This is a genomic window from Streptomyces sp. TP-A0874, assembly GCF_001748085.1.
GTDB lineage: Bacteria > Actinomycetota > Actinomycetes > Streptomycetales > Streptomycetaceae > Streptomyces.
In genome coordinates, this window is the sequence record NZ_BBZK01000006.1 from 267,938 (window position 1) to 285,699 (window position 17,762).

Genomic DNA, 17,762 nt, shown 5'->3' on the forward strand with positions numbered 1-17,762 from the left:
GTCCGCCGACCACAGCGCCCGGAGCTCTCGGGGTCACCCGTCCGCTACGCGGCGGCCCGGGCGCGGCGGTAGAGCACGGTGCCCGCCAGGACCATCCCCGCGCCGATCGGGAGGGCGATGCCCAGCCCGTCGGCGGCCCCCGTCTGGGCGAGCTCCTGGGTGGCCCGGGGCTCGGTGACGACCTGGGTCTTCGGACCGGCGGGCGTCTCGTCGGAGGGCTCGGGCGCCTCCGGCTTCCCCGGCTGCTCCGGCTTCTCCGGGTTGCCGGGGTGGTGCGGCTTCGCGGGCGCCTCGTTGACGCAGTCGGTGCCCGCGGCGGGGTTGGCGATCCCGATGACGTCGATGCTGTTCCCGCAGACGTTCATCGGGAGGTCGACGGGCACCTGCACCTCGTTGCCGGAGGCGACACCGGGCGAGTGACTGCTGTGGCCCCGGGCCGAGGCGCCGGCGTCGCTCGACCGGGCGTCCTGCTCGTGGGCCTTCCCCGGCTCTCCGCTCTCCGACACGTTGGCGCACTTGCTGCCAGCCGCCGGGTTGAGCACACCGATGACGTCCACGGTGTTGCCGCAGACGTTCAGCGGCACATGCACCGGGATCTGGACCGTGTTGCCCGAGAGCACCCCCGGGGAGCGCTCGGCGGCCCCCTCCGCACTCGAGTCCGCGTGGGCGTATCCACTCACGGCGGCGAGTACGCCCCCGGCGGCCACCACGGTGATCAGGCTTTTCCTCGCGACGTATCGCATAGGTTTCGTTCCCCTGCCTTTTGCCATTAGAAAGCGCACGGGCTCCCTGCCCGTCCGCCAGGATCCCGGTGACCCGGAGTGCATGGCGCGCACTCTCCGGTCCGCCCGGATCACACCTCACTGCCTGACGAACGCGGCGTCAGAGATTGCCGCAGGCGTTGCCCAAGGTGGGGTTCATCAGCCCGATCAGAGAGACCGTGTTGCCGCAGGCGTTCACCGGCACATGCGCGGGCAGCTGGGCGGTGTTGCCCGCCACGGCACCGGGGGAGCCGACCGCGGCCCCCTGAGCACCGGAGTCGGCAACGGCGACACCCGCACCCGCGCACATCAGCCCAGTGGTGACAGCCGCAGCAGCGACGACCTTCTTGAGCATTCTTCCTCCTTGCAGGCAATGCGAACCAAACCTCGGTTCGCATTGCCTGTAACGAGGAGGGAGGAATCAGGGGTACGAATTCAAACGCCTTCTCACCCGTTCCAGCTAACACACCGCACCTCTGATCTGATTTTCAGATCAGAGGTGCGGTGCTCGGTGGTGAGCTCAGCAGCGGTCCAGGAACCGGTCCAGCACCCGCACGCCGAACTTCAGTCCGTCCACCGGCACCCGCTCGTCCACACCGTGGAACATCCCGGCGAAGTCGAGGTCGGCGGGGAGCTTCAGCGGGGTGAAGCCGAAACAACGGATACCGAGATCGTCGAAGGACTTCGCGTCGGTGCCTCCGGAGAGGCAGTAGGGCACCGCGCGGGCGATCGGGTCCTCCGCCCGCAGCGCGTGCTGCATGGCGTCGACCAGCGCGCCGTCGAAACTGGTCTCCAGAGCCTTGTCGGTGTGCACGTCCTCCCGCCTGACCCGCGGGCCGAGGACGCGGTCGAGGTCGGCGAGGAACTCCTCCTCGTATCCGGGGAGGAAACGCCCGTCGACATGGGCGGTCGCCTGACCGGGGATCACGTTGACCTTGTAACCCGAGCCGAGCATGGTCGGCGCCGCGGTGTTCCGCAGGGTAGCCCCGATGATCTTGGCGATGCCGCCCAGCTTGGCGAGGGTCTCGTCCATGTTCTCCGGGTCCAGCGGGGTCCCGAGCGCGTCGGAGAGTTCGTCGAGGAAGGACCGCACGGTCTTGGTGACACGGACCGGGAACTGGTGGCGGCCGAGTCGGCCGACCGCCTCGCACAGCTCGGTGATGGCGTTGTCGTCGTTGGTCATCGAGCCGTGGCCGGCGGTGCCCTCCACGGTGAGCCGCATCCAGTGCATGCCCTTCTGCGCCGTCTCGATCAGGTACAGCCGCAGGTTCTCGTTGACCGAGAAGGAGAAACCGCCCACCTCGCCGATCGCCTCGGTGACCCCCTCGAAGAGCCCCGGGTGTCGGTCGACCAGGTGCCGGGCGCCGTACACCCCGCCCGCCTCCTCGTCGGCGAGGAAGGCGAGGACGATGTCCCGGGGCGGCTTGCGGCCGCTGCGCAGCCGCTCGCGCACCACCGCGAGGGTCATCGCGTCCATGTCCTTCATGTCGACCGCGCCGCGCCCCCAGACGCAGCCGTCCGCGATCTCCCCGGAGAAGGGGTGGTGGGTCCAGTCCTCGGCGTTGGCCGGCACGACGTCGGTGTGGCCGTGGATGAGCAGCGCGGGCCGGGAGGGGTCCTCCCCCTCGATCCTGGCCACCGTCGAGGCCCGCCCCGGGTGCGACTCGAAGATCTCGGGTTCGAGCCCCACCTCGGCGAGCTTCTCGGCGACGTACTCGGCTGCGGCGCGCTCTCCCGGACCGGAGTGGTCGCCGTAGTTGCTCGTGTCGATCCGGATCAGATCCCGGCAGAGGTCGACGACCTCGTCCTCACCCGCGCTGCCGGAAGTCGTCGCGGCCTGGTGCGACTCGCTCACGCTGCCTCCTGAAGTGTTGCCGCCCCCGATGCCGTGCGCGGAGGGTGCGGCACGGCGGTGCACGGGGGTCGGGACCCAATCCTCCCCCGCTCCGCTCCGCGCCCCAAGACCCCCACGGTGCTCGGCGGCGATCCCGACGGCGGAAGCCGGAACGCGGCTCCGGAGGCGCTCGGCCGAGTGATCGAGGACCCTCGGATGTTTGCTATGGTTTTCCACGTCGCTGAGGCCCGGAGGCCGGCGGCACACCTCGTCCGGGTGGCGGAAATGGCAGACGCGCTAGCTTGAGGTGCTAGTGCCCTTTATCGGGCGTGGGGGTTCAAGTCCCCCCTCGGACACAGGCAGAGACCCCAGGTGATCCTGGGGTCTCTCTGCTTGTCGGGCGCGCAGCTCGTTTCTCCGGCGCGGCGAGGCCGGACGGGACCGACGCGTCCCGGCGGACCAGGGTGGCGGTCGACACCCCGGCCGTGGCCCTCGGCCCGCGGCGGCGGTGTCGCTCCGGCAAAGCCCTGAAGCGCCGGCCGGATAAAATAGCGTGCTCCCATGGACCAGATCACCGAGGGCGGCACGGCGTCGGCGGGTCCCGCACCGAACGGTCTGCCGGCACTCAGGACTCCCGGTCCGCCCCGACGGCCGGGACGACCGATGCGCCCGTGACCGGGCGGCCGGCCCGACGGTGGCCGCCGCGCCGCTCCCCCTTCGGCACCGGCCAGGGGTTCGATCGCGGACTGATCGCACCGCTGGTGCTCGGCTCGCTGCTCAACCCGGTCAACTCGTCGATGATCGCGGTCTCCTTGGTGCCGATCGGGGTGGCCTTCGGCGCCCCGCCCTCGATGACCGTGTGGTTGGTCTCGGCGCTGTACCTGGCCACTGCCGTCGGCCAGCCCGTCGTAGGCCGGCTCGTCGACCGGTTCGGGCCGCGTCCGCTGTACCTGGCCGGAGCGGCTCTCGTGGGGGTCGCCGGGGCCATCGGCACCGCCGCCCCCGACCTGGCCTACCTGATCTTCGCGAGGGTGCTGATCGGGCTGGGCACCTCGGCCGCTTATCCGGCCGCCATGTACCTGATTCGCAGCGAGTCCGCACGCACCGGCTGGGACACACCGGCCGGCGTCCTCACCGCGCTGGTGGTCGCCGCGCAGACCACCGTGGTCATCGGCCCCGCCCTCGGCGGGGTGCTGGTCTGGCTCGGCGGTTGGCGCACCATCTTCGCCGTCAACGTCCCGCTCGCCGTGGTCTGTCTCCTCCTCGGTAGACGGCGGCTGCCGCGCAATCCGACGCAGGCACCGGAGGTGCGGGACGAGCGTTCCACCGAACTGGACGGGGTCGGCATGCTGCTGTTCGCCGCCATGCTCACCTCGTTGCTGCTGTTCCTGATGGCCCCGCGGGCGGCGAACTGGTACCTCCTGCCGGTGGGCGCACTGCTCGGGGCAGGACTGGCGGTTCGGGAGCTCCGCTCCGCCTCCCCGTTCCTCGATCTGCGGCTGGTCCGCGGCAACCGCCCGCTGCTCGCCACCTACCTGCGGCAGACCCTGAGCTACACGGTGGCCTATTCGGTGATCTACGGCTACACGCAGTGGTTGGAGGCGACCCGCCACCTCAGCGAGATCGCCACCGGTCTGGTACTGCTGCCCCTGGCGCTGGTCGGGGTGGTCGTCGCCACCACGACCGGACGGCGGCGGGAGCTGCGCGGCAAACTCGTCGTCGGAAGCCTCTGCATGGCCCTGGCGTCGGTGGTGATCCTGTCCCTCCATCCACGAAGCCCGCTCTGGCTGCTCATCGCCGTCGTGGTGATCAGCGGTGTTCCGCAGGGGCTCAACGGGCTGGCGAACCAGAACGCCCTGTACTGGCAGGCGCCCGACGGGAGGGTCGGCACCTCGGCCGGACTACTGCGCACCGCCCAGTACCTGGGAGCGCTGGTCTCCTCGGCCCTCATCGCCGGTTCCTTCTCCGGTGGCGCGCACACCGGCGGGCTGCACAGTCTGGGGCTGGTCATGCTCGGCTGCGCGCTGCTGCTCCTCGCCGTGACGCTCCTCGACCCCTCGCTGCGCCGGTTGAGCCGGCCGGCCGAGTGACGGCGCGGCGGGCCCCCGCGAGGGCGCCCGGCCGTCCGGCGTGCCGGGGGTGTCCGGCGAGCTTCGCCGGACACCCCCGGCACCGGCCCGGACCGTCAGGAGACGCTGATCACGACCTTGCCCCGGCCGTGCCCGCTGCCGACGTCGCGGTGGGCGTCGGCGGCCCGCTCCAGGGGGTAGCTCTGCCGGATGTGGATCCGGAGCCTGCCCTCGTTGTAGAGCCCGAGGAGTTCGGTGAGCCGCTCGGTGGAGCGGGCACCGCCCCAGTCCCGCAGGCCGAGTTCCTTGGCGGTGTCGAAGGAGATCATGGTGATGACCCGGTCGCGGTCCTTGGCCACCTCCACCGAGGCGCGGAGCGCCTCGGGGCCCGCGGCGTCCAGCGCGGCGTCCACACCGTCCGGCGCCACCGCGCGGATCCGCTCGACCAGTCCTTCCCCGTAGGTGATCGGCACCGCGCCGAGTGACCGCAGGTGCTCGTGGTTGGCCTCGCGGGCGGTGCCGATCACGGTGGTCGCGCCCCAGGCTCTGGCCAGCTGCACGGATAAGGTTCCGAGTCCACCCGCGGCTCCGTTGATCAGGACCGTGTCACCGGGTCCGACGGACAGCTCCCGGAGCGCCATGTGGGCGCCCTGGGCGTTGCCGGAGAAGCCCGCCGCGATCTCCCAGGGCATCTTCTCCGGCTTGGCCACGATCTGGTCGGCGGGGACCACGAGGTACTCGGCGTAGCTGTTCAGCACGGTGAAGCCGAGGACTTCGTCACCCACGGCGAAGTCGGTGACGCCCTCCCCGCACTGGTCGACGACGCCGGCGAACTCGTTCCCCGGGACCAGCGGGAACTCCGGTGTCCCGAACGGGTGCCAGCCGCCGCGCACCCGGCAGTCGAACGGCTGCACACCTGCGGCCTTGACCCGTACCCGGACCTGCCCGGAGCCCGCCTCCGGGGTTTCCACCTCGGTCAACCGCAGGACCTCCGGGGGCCCGAAGGAGGAGAGTGCTGCTGCGCGCATGAGGGGTCCTACCTTTCAGGAACGGGCCGGGCGGCGGGTGGAGGCGACGGGGTCAGTGGCCGTCAGCCGGAGTGGGCGCCGCTCGGGCCCGGCGACGGAACAGATCCGTCCGGCCGCACCGCACGGCTCCTCGGGGGCGGTGGGCACCGCCCTGGTATCGCTGCGGATCAAGTCGTACTCCTGGTGGGTCTCGTCGGGTGCTTTCCGGCAGCAGTCTCCGGCCTCAACCGCCCTTCACGTCAAGACGGCCCCGACCTGGGCTTTCACCCACTCTGACGGGTGAGGTCCAACAGCCGCGGCACCATCTGGTCGGGGCCGGGCTGGGCCGCCAGCTCGTCGGCCACGGAGGCGGCGGACTTGCGGAGGGCCTCGTCCGCCAGGAGGCCCTCGAGGAACCGGGTGCTGACGTCGGCCGGTTCGCGGCTCAGCCCCATGCCGCAGCGTTCGACCATCGCGGCGTTGATCCAGTTGTCGGCTCCGTGTGCCAGGGCGAGCTGCACCACCCCGGCGTGCGCGGAGGCGAGCGTGGTCCCGGCGCCACCGTGGTGGATGATCGCGTCGCAGCCGCTGAGCAGGGCCCCCAACGGGGTCCAGCCCACGACGCGTACGTTCTCCGGCAGCGTGCCCAGCGGGGCGAGCTCGGGATCGTCGCCGAGCGCGAGCACGAACTCGGCGTCCACTCCGCCGGCGGCCGCGAGCACACTCTCCAGACTGCCGACGCCGGCGACGTGCGGCACGGTGGTGCCGAGTGTGACGCAGATCCGCGGCCGGCGCTTGGGCTCCGCCAGCCAGTCCGGCAGGACGCCGCCGCCGTGGAAGGGGACGAACCTCATGGTCCAGCCCTCGCCCTCACCGTGCATCATGTGCTCCGGAGCGAAGTGGATCCGGGTGAGCGGGGGCAGCTCCACGGGTACCCCCAGCCGTTCGTACACGGGGGCGAGGTACGGCAGGAAGCGGCTGGGCATCGCACCCTCGCGCAGGAAGCTGAAGCCGTGCTCGACGGCGGGCACCCCGAGCGCGCGGGCGGTCAGCAGGGCCGCTCCCTGGAGCCGGGAGTAGACGATCAGATCGGGCCGCCAGGCCTCGGCGAACCGGAGCGTCCCGTCGGCCATCAGATCGCTGACGCGGGAGAACTTCTCCAGGATGACGTCCGGTGTCTCCAGGGTCCGGGCGATGGCCAGGCCACGCTCGCGCATGGCGCGGGCCCGCTCCTCGCGGCTTCCCACCCGGGGGAAGATCGCCCCGAAGTCGGCCTCCGGTGAGACGTCCCGGACGGCGAACCCCGCCTGTGCGGCGGCCTGCGTCGAGGCCCCGGAGGTGGCGACGACCACCTCGTGGCCCGCGGTCCGCAGCGCCCACGCGAGGCCCACTGCCGGGTAGAGGTGGTCGAGCCCGGGAGAGACGGCGAACATCACACGCATCGCGGAACCTCAATCCAGTGGGTGACGGTGACGGTTGTTCACTCGAAGGTGCTGGTCACCGCTCAACGCGGACTCGAGCGCCGCATGACCTGGTCAGCCGGTCCGGCTGTCGGAGTGGTCGCTCTCCCCGCTGCCGTCGGTGTCCGTGTCCGGCGTGGGGACTGCTTCGTCCCGGCCGCGCATCCGCGGCAGCATCGCCGCCGGGACGAAGCCGACGAGTGTCAGCCCCACCGCCCACCAGAAGGTGTTGCCGTAGGCGCCTGCCGTGGCGGCGGGTCCGGAGCCGTCCGGGAGATCGGCGAGTTGCACCGCGAGGATCAACGCGATCACGGCGGTGCCGCAGGAGGCGCCCAGGCGCTGGACCAGACTGATGGCGCTGGTCGCCCCCGGGATCCGCTCCGGCGGGATGTCGCGGTAGGCGGCGGTGGCGATGGCGACGCCCAGCAGTCCGACGCCGAAGCCCCGGACCAGCAGCGACACGCTGAGCACCAGATCGCTCGGCTCGGCGGCGAGCTGGGTGAAGGCGAGGGTGCCGGCGAGCGTCAGCAGGGTGCTGCCGAGGACCAGGGGGCGGGCGCCGTAGCGGTCGGCCAGCCATCCCGCCACGGTGATCCCGAGCAGGGTGCCGAGCCCCTGGGGCACCAGCAGCAGCCCGATGGCGTCGGCCCCGTGGCCGCGGACCCGCGCGTAGAACAGCGGTAGGAGCAGCAGCGGGCCGTAGACCGCGACGCCCTGGAGGAAGGTCATCACCGTGGAGGCGGTGAAGACCCTGTAGGAGAAGAGCCGCAGGTCGATGAGGGGGTCGCTGGCGCGCAGCGCGTGGAAGACGAAAGCGACGAGCAGGGTCCCCCCTGCCGCCAGGCAGAGCACGGTGAACGAGTCGCCGAAGCCTCCCGCCTCGGCGGTGCGGGAGAAGCCGTAGACCAGGGCGACCAGGCCGGGGGGCAACAGCAGCATGCCGAGCTTGTCCAACGGCGCCTCCCGGAGTTCTCCGCCCGCGGGCAGCACCCGGCCGGAGAGGACCAGCGCGGCGAGGCAGATCGGTATGTTGATGAAGAAGATCCACCGCCATCCCCAGGCGTCGATGACCGCTCCGCCGAGCACCGGGCCGAGGATGGGTGCGAGTTGGCCGGGGATTCCGACCAGGCTCATAATGCGGCCGAAGCGTTCGGGTCCGGCGGCGCGCGCGAGGATCGCCATGTTGAGCGGGAGGATGAGTCCGCCGCCGACGCCCTGGAGGACCCGGGAGGCGACCAGGCTCTCGATGGACCAGGCGAGTCCGCAGAACACCGATCCGGCCAGGAAGGTGGTGAGCGCGAACATCCACATCGGTTTGGCGCCGAACCGTTCGATGCCCCAGCCCACCAGTGGCGTCACCAGGGCCATGGTGAGCAGGTAGGCGGTGCTCACCCAGGCGATCGTTCCCTCGGGGACGTCGAACTCCAGGGACATGGAGTCCAGGGCGACGCTGACGATGGTCGCGTCCAGGAGGGCGGTGAAGGCCCCGACCATCTGGACGGCGGCGAGGACGAGTAACCCGCGGTCCAAAGGGGGCGCCGAGCTTTTGATTGGCATGCCAACAGCATAGTTGGCATGCCATCGAACCTTGGTAGCGTCTTGCTATGCCTGCTTCTGCTTCTCGGCCGCCGGCTGACCGGTCCGAGCCGCCCGCCGCCCGCCGCGTCGGGGTCCAGGTGGCTACGGCTCCGGTCAGCTCGGCTCTGCTCCGGATGTTGCGCACTCATGTCGTCTCGGGCGACAGGCTGTTCTCCGAGATCGACCTGGCACCACCCCAGGACCTGATCCTTCTTCACCTTCAGGAGTACGGGCCGCTCCGCCAGAGCGACATCGTCGGTTTCCTCCAGCGCGACCGCTCGACCGTGAGTTCGACGCTCAAGGCCATGGAGCGCGCGGGGCTGGTGCGCCGCACTCCGGTGCCCGCGGACCGGCGGGTGCGGGAGGTGAGCCTCACCGAAGCCGGACGGTCGTTGTGCCCGGCGATCCGGCGGTTGTGGGCGGAGCTTGAGGAGATGGCCTTCTCCCACCTGACGCCCGACGGGAGGGCCTTGCTGGTCGACACCCTGGACGCCTCTCGGGAGGCGCTGGTCACGGCCATGGGGAAGCGCGCCCAGGCAGACTGACAGCGGACCGGGGGAGGGGCTCGCTCCCCCGGCAGCCGGTGGGGCGGTGCGGCGATCGCCGCACCGCCCCACCGGCTGTCCGTCGTCCCACGGGGGCCGCGTCCCCGCCGGAACTCCGACCCCGCCGGCGGTTCTCAGTCCCGCCAGAGGGCGGCGTGCGACTGACCGCCGTCCGTGGCGAAGCCCGCGACCGCGCCCAGGTCGTTGACCCCGAAGGCCTCGGCGGCGGAGGCGGTGGCGGTCTTCAACTCGGTGATCCGCCCGTCCGGGCTCCACCGCACGGCCCGGTGGAGCCCGCCGGCGGTGGAGGAGAAGCCGATGACCGTTCCATCGGCGTTCACCCCGTAGGCCGCGGCACCGGTGTCTCCGGGGAGCGCCGGCAACTCCTCGATGTCGCCCTCCGGGTCCCACCGGACGGCGTGGGAGTCGTCGCCGGTGTAGGAGTTGCCGACGATGATGCCGGTGTCGCTGATGGAGCTGGCCTGGCTGCCGTCGTGGCCCGGCAGCGAACTGAGTTCGGTGACGGCGCCGTCCGGCTTCCACACCACGGCGTGCGAGGTCCCGTCCGGTGCCTGGGAGTAACCGACGGTCCGGCCTTCGGCGTTGATCCAGCCGGCCGAGCTCGCGTTGTCCCCGGGCAGTTCCTCCAGCTCGCGCAGCTCGCCCGCCGGGCTCCAGCGCACCGCGTGGTAGAGCCCGTCGGTCCCGCTCCGGAATCCGATCACCACGCCGCTGTCGTTGACCGAATAGGCCCGGCTGACCCTGGTGCCGACCGGGGTGGGGAGTTCGCTGATCGCGCCGTCGGCGTCCCATCGCACCGGCCGCGCCGTTCCGTCGGCGTCGAGTGACCGGCCGACGGTGGTCGCGCCGTTGTCGCTGATGGTGTAGGCGTAGCTCTGGGTGTCGCCGGGGAGCGTGCCGAGATCGGTCGCGATGCCGTCCTGGTCCCACCGGGTGGCGCGGGTCAGTCCCTGGGACTGGTCCGAATAGCCGACGACGGTGCCGCCGTTGTTCACGTCGAACGCCCCGCTGAGGCTGCCCCCGGCCAGTGTCCCGAGGTCCGCGTAGCCGGTGGCGCAGGCGCCCCACGCCGGGCCGGCGAGGGCGAGCGCCGCCGTCAGCGCCACCGCTCCGGCCAGGGTCGAGGGGCCGCGGCGTATTCGCCCGGGCGGGACCGTGCGCTGCTGGGTTGTCATCTCTTTTCTTCCTCTCCCCACGGACACCGGGGACCGGCGTCGTTTCGTTCGGTGGTTCAGGCGCCGGTGCCGACGAAGAATCCGGGGCCGGCGCCGCTCGTCTCGAGGTACTCCGGCTTCAGCTCCGCCCGGCGGTAGGCTGCCTCGTACTGCTCACGCGTGAAGAGCGTGAGCCTGTCGATCTCGCTGCGGTGGAGGACACCCCCCGCGTCGGCGAGCACGTAGTGCAGTTCCATCCGGGTGGCGTCGCCCTCGCGGGTGGAGTGGGAGACCCGGGTGATGGTGCGGCCGTCCCGGGTGAGGGCGTGGCCGGAGACGTGGCCTTCCAGGAAGGTCTCCGGGAAGTACCAGGGCTCGATCACCAGCACTCCACCGGGTTCCAGCCGGCGGCTCATAGCGCCGACCGCCCGGTCCAGGTCGTCCGTGGAGCGCAGGTACCCGATGGAGCTGAACATGCAGACGACGGCGTCGAACCGGCCCTCGATACGCAGCTCCCGCATGTCGCCGAGGTGCAGCGGCACCCCTTTCGGCCCGGCCGTGCGCAGCCGCCCGGCGGCCACGTCGAGCATCGGTCGGGAGAGGTCGACCCCCTCGACCCGCTCGAAGAGCTCGGCGAAGGCCCGCAGGTGGATCCCGGTGCCGCAGGCGACGTCGAGCAGGCTCCGGGCGCCGGGGTTCCGCTCGCGCACCAGCCGTGCCACCCGCTCCGCCTCGGCCGGGTAGTCCTTCCGGTCCTGGTACAGGAGGTCGTACATCTCGGCGGCGCTGTCGTTCTCGTACATGAGATCCCCACATCCTGGCGACTGGCGCCGGGGCACGGCCGGCGCCCCCGCGATGCCAACTTCGTGGGCGCATCCTGCGGACCGCGGCTAGAGGCCCGCTCGACGGCGGATCGACGGGGGGGCGACGGAGGGGCGGGCCGTTGGGCGGCTTTCGCCGAGCAGCGGCGTACTACCGGGGCTTGAGGGGGGCTCGACCGCGCTGCCGCACTCTCGGGCCGTCAACTATTCGCCCCTCGGCCGGACGACCGAGCGCGGAACCCGCCGCACGCTCCTCACGACTTGGTGCGCGACGAACGAGCGGATCAGCGAGCGGCGTCATACGGCTTCGCATCCAAGGCGGAGGAGGGAGGCGACGCGGAGCGTCGTCGACCGATGACGACCACCGGAGGCGGAGTCGCATGACGCCGGGAGCCCGCTCGTGCCGCGCGCCGAGTCGTCGGGTGCCGGGGGCCGGGGAGGAGGTGCCAGCTTGAAGGGGATCATCCTGGCCGGCGGCCACGGGACACGGCTTCACCCGATCACTCTGGGGGGCTCCAAGCAGCTGCTGCCGATCTACGACAAGCCGATGGTCTACTACCCGCTCTCGGTGCTGATGCTGGCCGGGGTACGCGAGGTGCTGATCATCTCCGCCCCCGCGGACCTGCCGCAGTTCCGCAGGCTGCTCGGCGACGGACGCCGGCTCGGGATGCGCTTCAGCTACGCGGAGCAGCCGGAGCCCCGCGGTCTCGCCGAGGCCTTCCTCATCGGGGCGGAGCACATCGGGAGCGATCCGGTGGCTCTGGCCCTCGGGGACAACGTCTTCCACGGCCCGGGCTTCTCCGAACTTCTCCGCAGCCGTCTGCCGCACACCGAGGGCTGCCTACTCTTCGGTTACCCCGTACCGGACCCGCAACGCTACGGCATCGGCGAGGTGGACGACGCCGGGCGACTGCTCTCGATCGAGGAGAAGCCCGACCGGCCGAAGTCCAACCGGGCCATCACCGGGCTGTACTTCTACGACAACGAGGTGGTCGAGATCGCCCGGGGCCTGCGCCCTTCGGAGCGGGGGGAGTTGGAGATCACCGATGTGAACCGGGAGTACCTGGCGCGCGGCCGGGCCTCGCTGGTGGACCTCGGTCGCGGCTTCGCCTGGCTGGACACCGGGACCCATGACTCGCTGCTGGAGGCCGCGCAGTACATCCGCACCATCGAGCACCGGCAGGGCGTACGGATCGCCTGTGTCGAGGAGGTCGCCCTGCGGATGGGCTACATCGACGCCGAGCAGTGCCGGCGGCTGGGGGCCGCCCTCGGGGCCTCCGGCTACGGCCGCTACGTCATGGAGGTCGCCGAGGCGGTGCGGGCGGCGGGACCGGCCGCACCGCCCGGTCTGACGGGCGCGGGCACCGGCACGGGACGGCGCGGCATCGTGCCGGCCCCGGGCTGAGCGGGCGCAGCCGGGCCGGCCCGGGGCGACCCCGGGCGGCCGCCCGCCGGCGGTCAGGCAGCGTTGGCCTCGACGTACCGCCGGGCCCCGTCCAGGATCAACCGCATCTTCGTGCCGAGCTCCCGGCGGATGAACCCCTCGGCCTCGGCCGTCGAGGTGCCGGCTCCCAGCATCCGCTCGACGCCCGCGCCGTCGACGACCACGATCTGCTGGACGGCGAGCGAGGTCCCGCCCGCGGTCTCCCCGATCCGCCAGCGGACGCAGTGGCTCTTGCCGATCGGCGGTAGCAGCAGCTGCTTGTAGACGATCTCCCGGTGCGGGCGGCCGACCCGGGCCGCCTTCGTGGTGAGCAGCCCGCCCCCGCTCTCCCGGGTGGCCATCTCCACCAGTTGCCCATCACCGTCGTCCTGGTGGAGCGTCACCTCCGTCACGTGGGGCAGCCGCTGGTCCCAGTGCCGGGCGGCATGGAGGAAGTCGTAGACGTCCCTGGCCCGTCCGGCGATGTCGAGGTGGTCGTTGAGGACCAGAAGTTCTCCGGGGGAGGCGGCCTGCTGTTCCGCCGCCTCCCGCACCGCCGACAGTTCGGCCGACCCCACGCTCTCCGTCAACCGGCCGGTGTCCGCCCGCGCGGCCGGGTCGTCCTCCGCCATCCGGTAGCGGTGCTCCAGCCGCAGCAGGCAGTCCTCGGCCGACAGCGGTTCCACGACCCACGACCGCTCCATCGAGGCCAGGGACGCGGGCGGCTCCTCCGGGCGGAAGTCGATCCGCAGCGCCCGTTCGTCCAACCGCCGCAGCGCCACCCAGTGTTCGACCTGCTCGCCGTCCGTGGTCCACATGCCGATCCGTTCGAACGCCCCGTCGGTCCCGAGCCGTTCGAGGTGGACGAACGGCCGGAACACCCGCGGCCAGTTGTCCAGGTCGGCGAGGAGCCGGTAGACGGCTGCCGCCGGGGCCCGCACCTTGGTCTCCTGCCGGGCCCGGGTCACCGGTTCCTGTGCCATGTACGCCATCCCTTCTGTCGTGGTCCGCGCCGCGCCGGCCGCGGGTGCCCCTGCCGGGGCGTCCGGGGCCGTGCCGCCGACGTGGCCGGCGGCACGGCCCGGGGGCAAACGAACGTCAGCCGGCGTCCTGGGCGGTGGCGCTGAGCGCCGTGTTGACCAGGTCGAGGTACTTGCGCGGGGTGTCGGCCTCGACGACCGCGTCCTCGTCCAGGGTGAGGTCGTGGTCGCGTTCGATCCGACCGGTGGTCTGCAGTACGGCGAGGGAGTCGTAGCCGAGGTCGGTGAACGACGTGTCCAACACGTCGCCGTCCAGGTCCACCGTCTCGTCGACTCCGGCACACTCCCGCAGCAGCGCGGTCAGTTCACTCAGGTCCATCCGGGGCATGCTCTCCCTCTTTCTCGGGCTCGGTTCGGTCGGCTCGGGTTCGGTCGGCTTCGGTTCCGGTCAGGAGCGGGCGGGTTCGGGTCCGGCCGGGGCGGCTTCAACGCCGCGGAGGACCGCCGCGGCGTTGAAGCCGCCCCGGCCGCGGGCCAGCACCAGCGCCGTGTTCATCCGCATCGGGCGCGGAGCGCCGGTCACCAGATCCAGGCGGTAGTCGGGATCCGGTCGGTCGACGCCCGCGGTCGCCGGGGCGACGCCTTCGCCCATCGCGAGCAGGGCGGCGGCCACATCGAGCGAGGCGCCGCCCGAAGAGAGCCGTCCGGTCATGGTCTTGGGCGCGGTGACCGGTACTCCGTACGGGCCGAAGAGTCCGGCCAGGGCTTCGGCCTCGGCGCGGTCCGCCGCCCGCCGGCCCGCGGCGTCGGCGAAGACGACGTCCACCTCTCCCGGTCGGAGGCCGGCGTCGGCCAGTGCGAGTTCGGCCGCTGCCCGCAGCCGGGGACCGCCCCGCCCGGCGGGCGGGTCGAAGGTCGCCGCGTACCCGGCGACGGACCCGTGGATCCTGGCGCCCCGTGCCCGCGCGGCGCCCTCCTCTTCGAGGATCAGCAGGGCCCCGCCCTCGCCGGCAACGTGGCCGCGGGCGCCCGCGGTGAACGGCAGGTAGGCGCGGGCCGGGTCGTCGCTGGTGCTGAGGGAGCCGCCGGCGATCTGGGCGGCCCACCCCCAGGGGCAGAGCGAGGAGTCGATCCCGCCGCAGACCATCAGCCGCATCCCCCGTCGGAGTTGCCGGCGGGCCTGGGCGATGGCGTCCAGTCCCCCGGCCTGTTCCGCGACCAGGACGCCGCTCGGCCCGCGCAGCCCGTGGCGGATGGAGATCTGTCCGGTGTTGACCGCGTAGAACCAGGCGAACGACTGGTACGCGCTGACGTACTGCCCGCCCCTGCTCCAGAGGGCCTCCAGCTCCCGCTGGCCGAACTCGAAACCGCCGGCGGAGCTGGCGGTGACCACGCCCGCCGCGTACTCGGGGAGGTCTGCCGGGTCGACTCCGGCGTCCTCGAACGCCTCGGCGGCGGCCACCAGCGTCAGTCGGGTCATGTGGTCGGTCTGCGGGATCAGCCGGCTGGGGATGTGCTCCTCGGCGACGAACCCGGGCACCTCCCCGGCCAGCCGCGCCGGGTACCGCTCGCCGTCGAACCGGCTGATGGGGCGGATGCCGCTCTCGCCCCGCAGCAGGGCGTTCCACCAGGCGTGCCGGCCCAGGCCGTTGGGCGCGGCCACGCCGATCCCGGTGACCACCGCCCGGGACGTCGCCACCCGGTCGTCTGCCGGGGCTCGGTCGGTGCTGGGCGTGCCGGTCATGCCCGGGCCTCCAGTCGCGGACGGGTGAGGATCATGGCGCTCTGGAAGCCGCCGAAGCCGCTGCCGACGCTCAGGACGGTGTCCGTCCGCTGCTCGCGGGCGGTCAGCGGCGTGTAGTCGAGGTCGCACTCGGGGTCCGCTTCGTGCAGGTTGGCCGTGGGTGGAACGGTGTCGTGTTCGATGGCCAGGGCGCTGGCGGCGACCTCCAGCGAGCCGATCGCCCCGAGCGAGTGCCCGATCATGGACTTGATCGAGCTGACCGGCACCTCGTAGGCGTGGCTGCCGAGGCTGCGTTTGAAGGCGGCGGTCTCGTGCCGGTCGTTCTGCTTGGTGCCCGAGCCGTGGGCGTTGATGTAGTCGACGGCGGTCGGGTCGAGCCGGGCCTCGTCCAGCGCGACCCGGATGGCCTCGGCCATCTCCTTGCCGTCGGGGCGCAGCCCGGTCATGTGGTAGGCGTTGCAGCGGTTGGCGAAGCCGGAGATCTCGGCGTAGACGTGGGCGCCCCGCCGGCGGGCCCGCTCCAGTTCCTCCAGCACCAGGACGGCCGAGCCCTCACCGAGCACGAAGCCGTTCCGGGTGCGGTCGAAGGGCCGGGAGGCGGTCTCCGGCTCGTCGTTCCGCGGCGAGGTGGCCTTGATGGCGTCGAAGCAGGCGACCGTGATCGGGGAGATCGGGGCCTCCGTCGCGCCGGCCACCATGAGGTCGGCGCTGCCTTCGCGGATCAGCTCGACGCCGTGGCCGACGGCGTCCAGACCCGAGGTGCAGCCGGTGGAGATCACGGTCACCGGTCCCTGCGCGCCGGTACTCCAGGCGACCTCCGCCGCCATGGAGCTCGGTACGAAGTAGTCGAAGAGGTGCGGCACGGCCAGCCGGTGGTCGACGTTCCAGCGGCTGCCGCCCTCGCTGACGACCGAGTACTCCGAGTCCAGGCCCATGGTGCAGCCGACGGCACTGCCCAGGGCCACACCGGTGCGCAGCGGCTCCACCGAACCGGTCAGCCCGCTGTCCTGGAGCGCCTCCCGGGCGCTGACGACGGCGAACTGGGCGGCGCGGTCCAGGCGTTCCGCCTCGGCGGGGTCGAAGCCGTGGTCGGCCGGGTCGAAGTCGGCCTCCGCGGCGATGCGGGAGCGGAAGCCGGACGGGTCGAAGAGCGTGATGCCCCGGGTCGCGGTCCGGCCCGCCGTGAGCAGGTTCCAGAACTCCTTGGTGCCGGTGGCCCCGGGGGCCACCACGCCGATACCGGTGATGACGACGCGTCGGTTCATCGGCTGTCCTTCTCCATGGTGGTCCTCCTGCTGGTGGCGGACGGGGCGTCCGGGGAGTGGGCCGCGGTGCGCAGCGCGACGCGGCAGGCGCCGCGGAGCAGCCGGGGCAGTGCCCGGCCGCGGAGGAAGTAGTGGTCTCCGGGGAGGGTGCGTTCGAAGAAGGGCCCGGTGGTCCAGTGCCGCCAGTCGGCCATCGTCCGGGGGGTCGCCAGCGGATCGCCGCGGCCGGAGACGGCGAGCAGCGGCGCGGCGACCGGCTTGTCGGCCCCGTCGCGCAGTGACCGGGCCAGCCGCAGGTCGTCCCGGAGCACCGGGAGGACGGCCCGCCGCCACACCCCCTCGGGCCGGGCGTCGGCGGGCACCGCGTCCAGTCTCCGCAGGTGGCGCAGGAGTTCCTCGTCGGACAGCTCGGCGTCCCGGACCAGCTCCGCCGCCGCGTCCGGCGGGGGGCTGGCTCCGACGACGACCAGAACGGGCGGGTTCATCCCGGCCTCCTCGAGCGCCCTGGTGGCGGTGTGGGCGACGAGGCCGCCGAGGCTGTGGCCGTAGAGGACGTAGGGGCCGCTCGGCGGTGGGCCCAGGGTGCGGAGCAGGTCGGCGAGGAGCATCCGCCGGTCGGTGATCCGCCGCTCGCGGCGGCGGTGGTCGCGGCCGGGCAGCGGGACCGGCCGGATGTCGACGTCCGGGCCCACTCGCGTCCTCCAGCGGCCGAAGCCCGACACCCCGGCTCCCGCGTGGGAAAAGCAGTACAGCTTGAGGCGCTGCCCTGGGCTCATGGACCCCTCCTGGGATATCCGGTCCGGTGGGCCGCAGTGCCGCACCGGGCGGGGCGGCCCTTCGCGGCACCCGGCACGCCCCCCCGACTACCGCCGAGGGGGTGGCCCGCGCGCCGCTTCGGCCGACAGGCCGGGCGGACCGCCGCGGGACTCCCGGCCGCCCTGCGACCGCACGCACCGGACGCCGCTCCTCGGCGGACGGACCCCGCCCGGCGCGGCACTGGACACCGGTGATGTTCGTCGACGGGGCTATAGGGCGGCTCGAGCTGTGGCAGGCGCGTGCTCGCGGACGCTCCTTCCGAGCGGAGTTCGAGCGCAGTTCAA

The 17,762-nt window shown here is 72.4% G+C and carries 16 protein-coding genes and 1 tRNA gene; 4 read left to right on the plus strand and 13 right to left on the minus strand.

What is annotated here, in order from left to right; genetic code table 11:
• Nucleotides 1-44: 44 nt before the first annotated feature.
• The 3 genes from BGP73_RS11655 to BGP73_RS11665 all read right to left on the minus strand — a co-directional run bounded on the left by BGP73_RS11655 (nt 45) and on the right by BGP73_RS11665 (nt 2,616).
• Nucleotides 45-743, minus strand: coding sequence for a chaplin (locus BGP73_RS11655; protein WP_069814219.1), 699 nt, complete (start codon nt 741-743; stop codon nt 45-47).
• 139 nt (nt 744-882) lie between these two features.
• Nucleotides 883-1,116: a chaplin gene (locus BGP73_RS11660; protein WP_069814220.1), complete on the minus strand. Its 234-nt coding sequence runs from the start codon at nt 1,114-1,116 to the stop codon at nt 883-885.
• Nucleotides 1,117-1,281: 165 nt separating this feature from the next.
• Nucleotides 1,282-2,616 carry a M20/M25/M40 family metallo-hydrolase gene (locus BGP73_RS11665; protein ID WP_069814221.1) on the minus strand — a complete coding sequence of 445 codons (1,335 nt, stop codon included), beginning with the start codon at nt 2,614-2,616 and terminating at the stop codon, nt 1,282-1,284.
• Nucleotides 2,617-2,865: 249 nt separating this feature from the next.
• On the opposite strand from BGP73_RS11665, the gene BGP73_RS11670 reads away from it, so the two are divergent.
• Both BGP73_RS11670 and BGP73_RS11675 read left to right on the plus strand, forming a co-directional pair.
• Nucleotides 2,866-2,951, plus strand: a tRNA-Leu gene (locus BGP73_RS11670).
• 315 nt (nt 2,952-3,266) lie between these two features.
• The gene (locus tag BGP73_RS11675; protein WP_069814222.1) at nt 3,267-4,685 is read left to right on the plus strand and encodes an MFS transporter; all 1,419 of its coding nucleotides are present in this window, start codon (nt 3,267-3,269) and stop codon (nt 4,683-4,685) included.
• 95 nt (nt 4,686-4,780) lie between these two features.
• Here the strand turns inward: BGP73_RS11675 and BGP73_RS11680 are convergent, their stop codons facing one another.
• The 3 genes from BGP73_RS11680 to BGP73_RS11690 form a co-directional block, all read right to left on the minus strand.
• Nucleotides 4,781-5,692, minus strand: coding sequence for an NADP-dependent oxidoreductase (locus tag BGP73_RS11680; RefSeq protein WP_069814223.1), 912 nt, complete (start codon nt 5,690-5,692; stop codon nt 4,781-4,783).
• Between the two features lie 263 nt (nt 5,693-5,955).
• Nucleotides 5,956-7,113 carry a nucleotide disphospho-sugar-binding domain-containing protein gene (locus tag BGP73_RS11685; protein ID WP_069814224.1) on the minus strand — a complete coding sequence of 386 codons (1,158 nt, stop codon included), beginning with the start codon at nt 7,111-7,113 and terminating at the stop codon, nt 5,956-5,958.
• A 93-nt stretch (nt 7,114-7,206) separates the two neighbouring features.
• Nucleotides 7,207-8,688 (minus strand): MDR family MFS transporter, encoded by a 1,482-nt coding sequence (locus BGP73_RS11690; RefSeq protein ID WP_079127444.1) that lies wholly within the window; start codon nt 8,686-8,688, stop codon nt 7,207-7,209.
• A 155-nt stretch (nt 8,689-8,843) separates the two neighbouring features.
• Here BGP73_RS11690 and BGP73_RS11695 point away from each other — a divergent pair, with 155 nt between their 5' ends.
• Nucleotides 8,844-9,254: a MarR family winged helix-turn-helix transcriptional regulator gene (locus tag BGP73_RS11695; RefSeq protein ID WP_170837815.1), complete on the plus strand. Its 411-nt coding sequence runs from the start codon at nt 8,844-8,846 to the stop codon at nt 9,252-9,254.
• A gap of 134 nt (nt 9,255-9,388) precedes the next feature.
• On the opposite strand, the gene BGP73_RS11700 is transcribed toward BGP73_RS11695, so the two are convergent.
• Together BGP73_RS11700 and BGP73_RS11705 are read right to left on the minus strand one after the other, a co-directional pair.
• The gene (locus BGP73_RS11700) at nt 9,389-10,450 is read right to left on the minus strand and encodes a hypothetical protein (RefSeq protein WP_079127446.1); all 1,062 of its coding nucleotides are present in this window, start codon (nt 10,448-10,450) and stop codon (nt 9,389-9,391) included.
• A gap of 56 nt (nt 10,451-10,506) precedes the next feature.
• Nucleotides 10,507-11,232 carry a class I SAM-dependent DNA methyltransferase gene (locus tag BGP73_RS11705; protein WP_069814228.1) on the minus strand — a complete coding sequence of 242 codons (726 nt, stop codon included), beginning with the start codon at nt 11,230-11,232 and terminating at the stop codon, nt 10,507-10,509.
• A gap of 469 nt (nt 11,233-11,701) precedes the next feature.
• Between BGP73_RS11705 and rfbA the strand changes: the two genes are divergently transcribed.
• On the plus strand, nt 11,702-12,655 hold the full coding sequence (rfbA, locus tag BGP73_RS11710; protein ID WP_069814229.1) for a glucose-1-phosphate thymidylyltransferase RfbA: 954 nt from the start codon (nt 11,702-11,704) through the stop codon (nt 12,653-12,655).
• Between the two features lie 53 nt (nt 12,656-12,708).
• Here the strand turns inward: rfbA and BGP73_RS11715 are convergent, their stop codons facing one another.
• From BGP73_RS11715 to BGP73_RS11735, 5 genes are all read right to left on the minus strand, one after another.
• Nucleotides 12,709-13,656 carry an aromatase/cyclase gene (locus BGP73_RS11715; protein WP_069814336.1) on the minus strand — a complete coding sequence of 316 codons (948 nt, stop codon included), beginning with the start codon at nt 13,654-13,656 and terminating at the stop codon, nt 12,709-12,711.
• 115 nt (nt 13,657-13,771) lie between these two features.
• Nucleotides 13,772-14,041, minus strand: coding sequence for an acyl carrier protein (locus BGP73_RS11720; RefSeq protein ID WP_069814230.1), 270 nt, complete (start codon nt 14,039-14,041; stop codon nt 13,772-13,774).
• A gap of 60 nt (nt 14,042-14,101) precedes the next feature.
• Nucleotides 14,102-15,397 (minus strand): ketosynthase chain-length factor, encoded by a 1,296-nt coding sequence (locus BGP73_RS11725; protein ID WP_069814231.1) that lies wholly within the window; start codon nt 15,395-15,397, stop codon nt 14,102-14,104.
• Nucleotides 15,394-16,662: a beta-ketoacyl-[acyl-carrier-protein] synthase family protein gene (locus BGP73_RS11730; RefSeq protein ID WP_069814232.1), complete on the minus strand. Its 1,269-nt coding sequence runs from the start codon at nt 16,660-16,662 to the stop codon at nt 15,394-15,396. The genes BGP73_RS11725 and BGP73_RS11730 overlap by 4 nt, the downstream gene beginning before the upstream one ends.
• Nucleotides 16,659-17,438 (minus strand): thioesterase II family protein, encoded by a 780-nt coding sequence (locus tag BGP73_RS11735; protein ID WP_079127448.1) that lies wholly within the window; start codon nt 17,436-17,438, stop codon nt 16,659-16,661. Before BGP73_RS11735 ends, BGP73_RS11730 begins: the two co-directional genes overlap by 4 nt.
• Nucleotides 17,439-17,762 lie beyond the last annotated feature (324 nt).

Excerpts from the sequence above, each read along its gene's own strand:
- BGP73_RS11655 (WP_069814219.1), bottom strand. The coding sequence starts at position 743 with ATGCGATACGTCGCGAGGAAAAGCCTGATCACCGTGGTGGCCGCCGGG.
- BGP73_RS11660 (WP_069814220.1), bottom strand. The coding sequence starts at position 1,116 with ATGCTCAAGAAGGTCGTCGCTGCTGCGGCTGTCACCACTGGGCTGATG.
- BGP73_RS11680 (WP_069814223.1), bottom strand. The coding sequence starts at position 5,692 with ATGCGCGCAGCAGCACTCTCCTCCTTCGGGCCCCCGGAGGTCCTGCGG.
- BGP73_RS11685 (WP_069814224.1), bottom strand. The coding sequence starts at position 7,113 with ATGCGTGTGATGTTCGCCGTCTCTCCCGGGCTCGACCACCTCTACCCG.
- BGP73_RS11690 (WP_079127444.1), bottom strand. The coding sequence starts at position 8,688 with ATGCCAATCAAAAGCTCGGCGCCCCCTTTGGACCGCGGGTTACTCGTC.
- BGP73_RS11695 (WP_170837815.1), top strand. The coding sequence starts at position 8,844 with ATGTTGCGCACTCATGTCGTCTCGGGCGACAGGCTGTTCTCCGAGATC.
- BGP73_RS11700 (WP_079127446.1), bottom strand. The coding sequence starts at position 10,450 with ATGACAACCCAGCAGCGCACGGTCCCGCCCGGGCGAATACGCCGCGGC.
- BGP73_RS11705 (WP_069814228.1), bottom strand. The coding sequence starts at position 11,232 with ATGTACGAGAACGACAGCGCCGCCGAGATGTACGACCTCCTGTACCAG.
- BGP73_RS11715 (WP_069814336.1), bottom strand. The coding sequence starts at position 13,656 with ATGGCACAGGAACCGGTGACCCGGGCCCGGCAGGAGACCAAGGTGCGG.
- BGP73_RS11720 (WP_069814230.1), bottom strand. The coding sequence starts at position 14,041 with ATGCCCCGGATGGACCTGAGTGAACTGACCGCGCTGCTGCGGGAGTGT.
- BGP73_RS11725 (WP_069814231.1), bottom strand. The coding sequence starts at position 15,397 with ATGACCGGCACGCCCAGCACCGACCGAGCCCCGGCAGACGACCGGGTG.
- BGP73_RS11730 (WP_069814232.1), bottom strand. The coding sequence starts at position 16,662 with ATGAACCGACGCGTCGTCATCACCGGTATCGGCGTGGTGGCCCCCGGG.
- BGP73_RS11735 (WP_079127448.1), bottom strand. The coding sequence starts at position 17,438 with ATGAGCCCAGGGCAGCGCCTCAAGCTGTACTGCTTTTCCCACGCGGGA.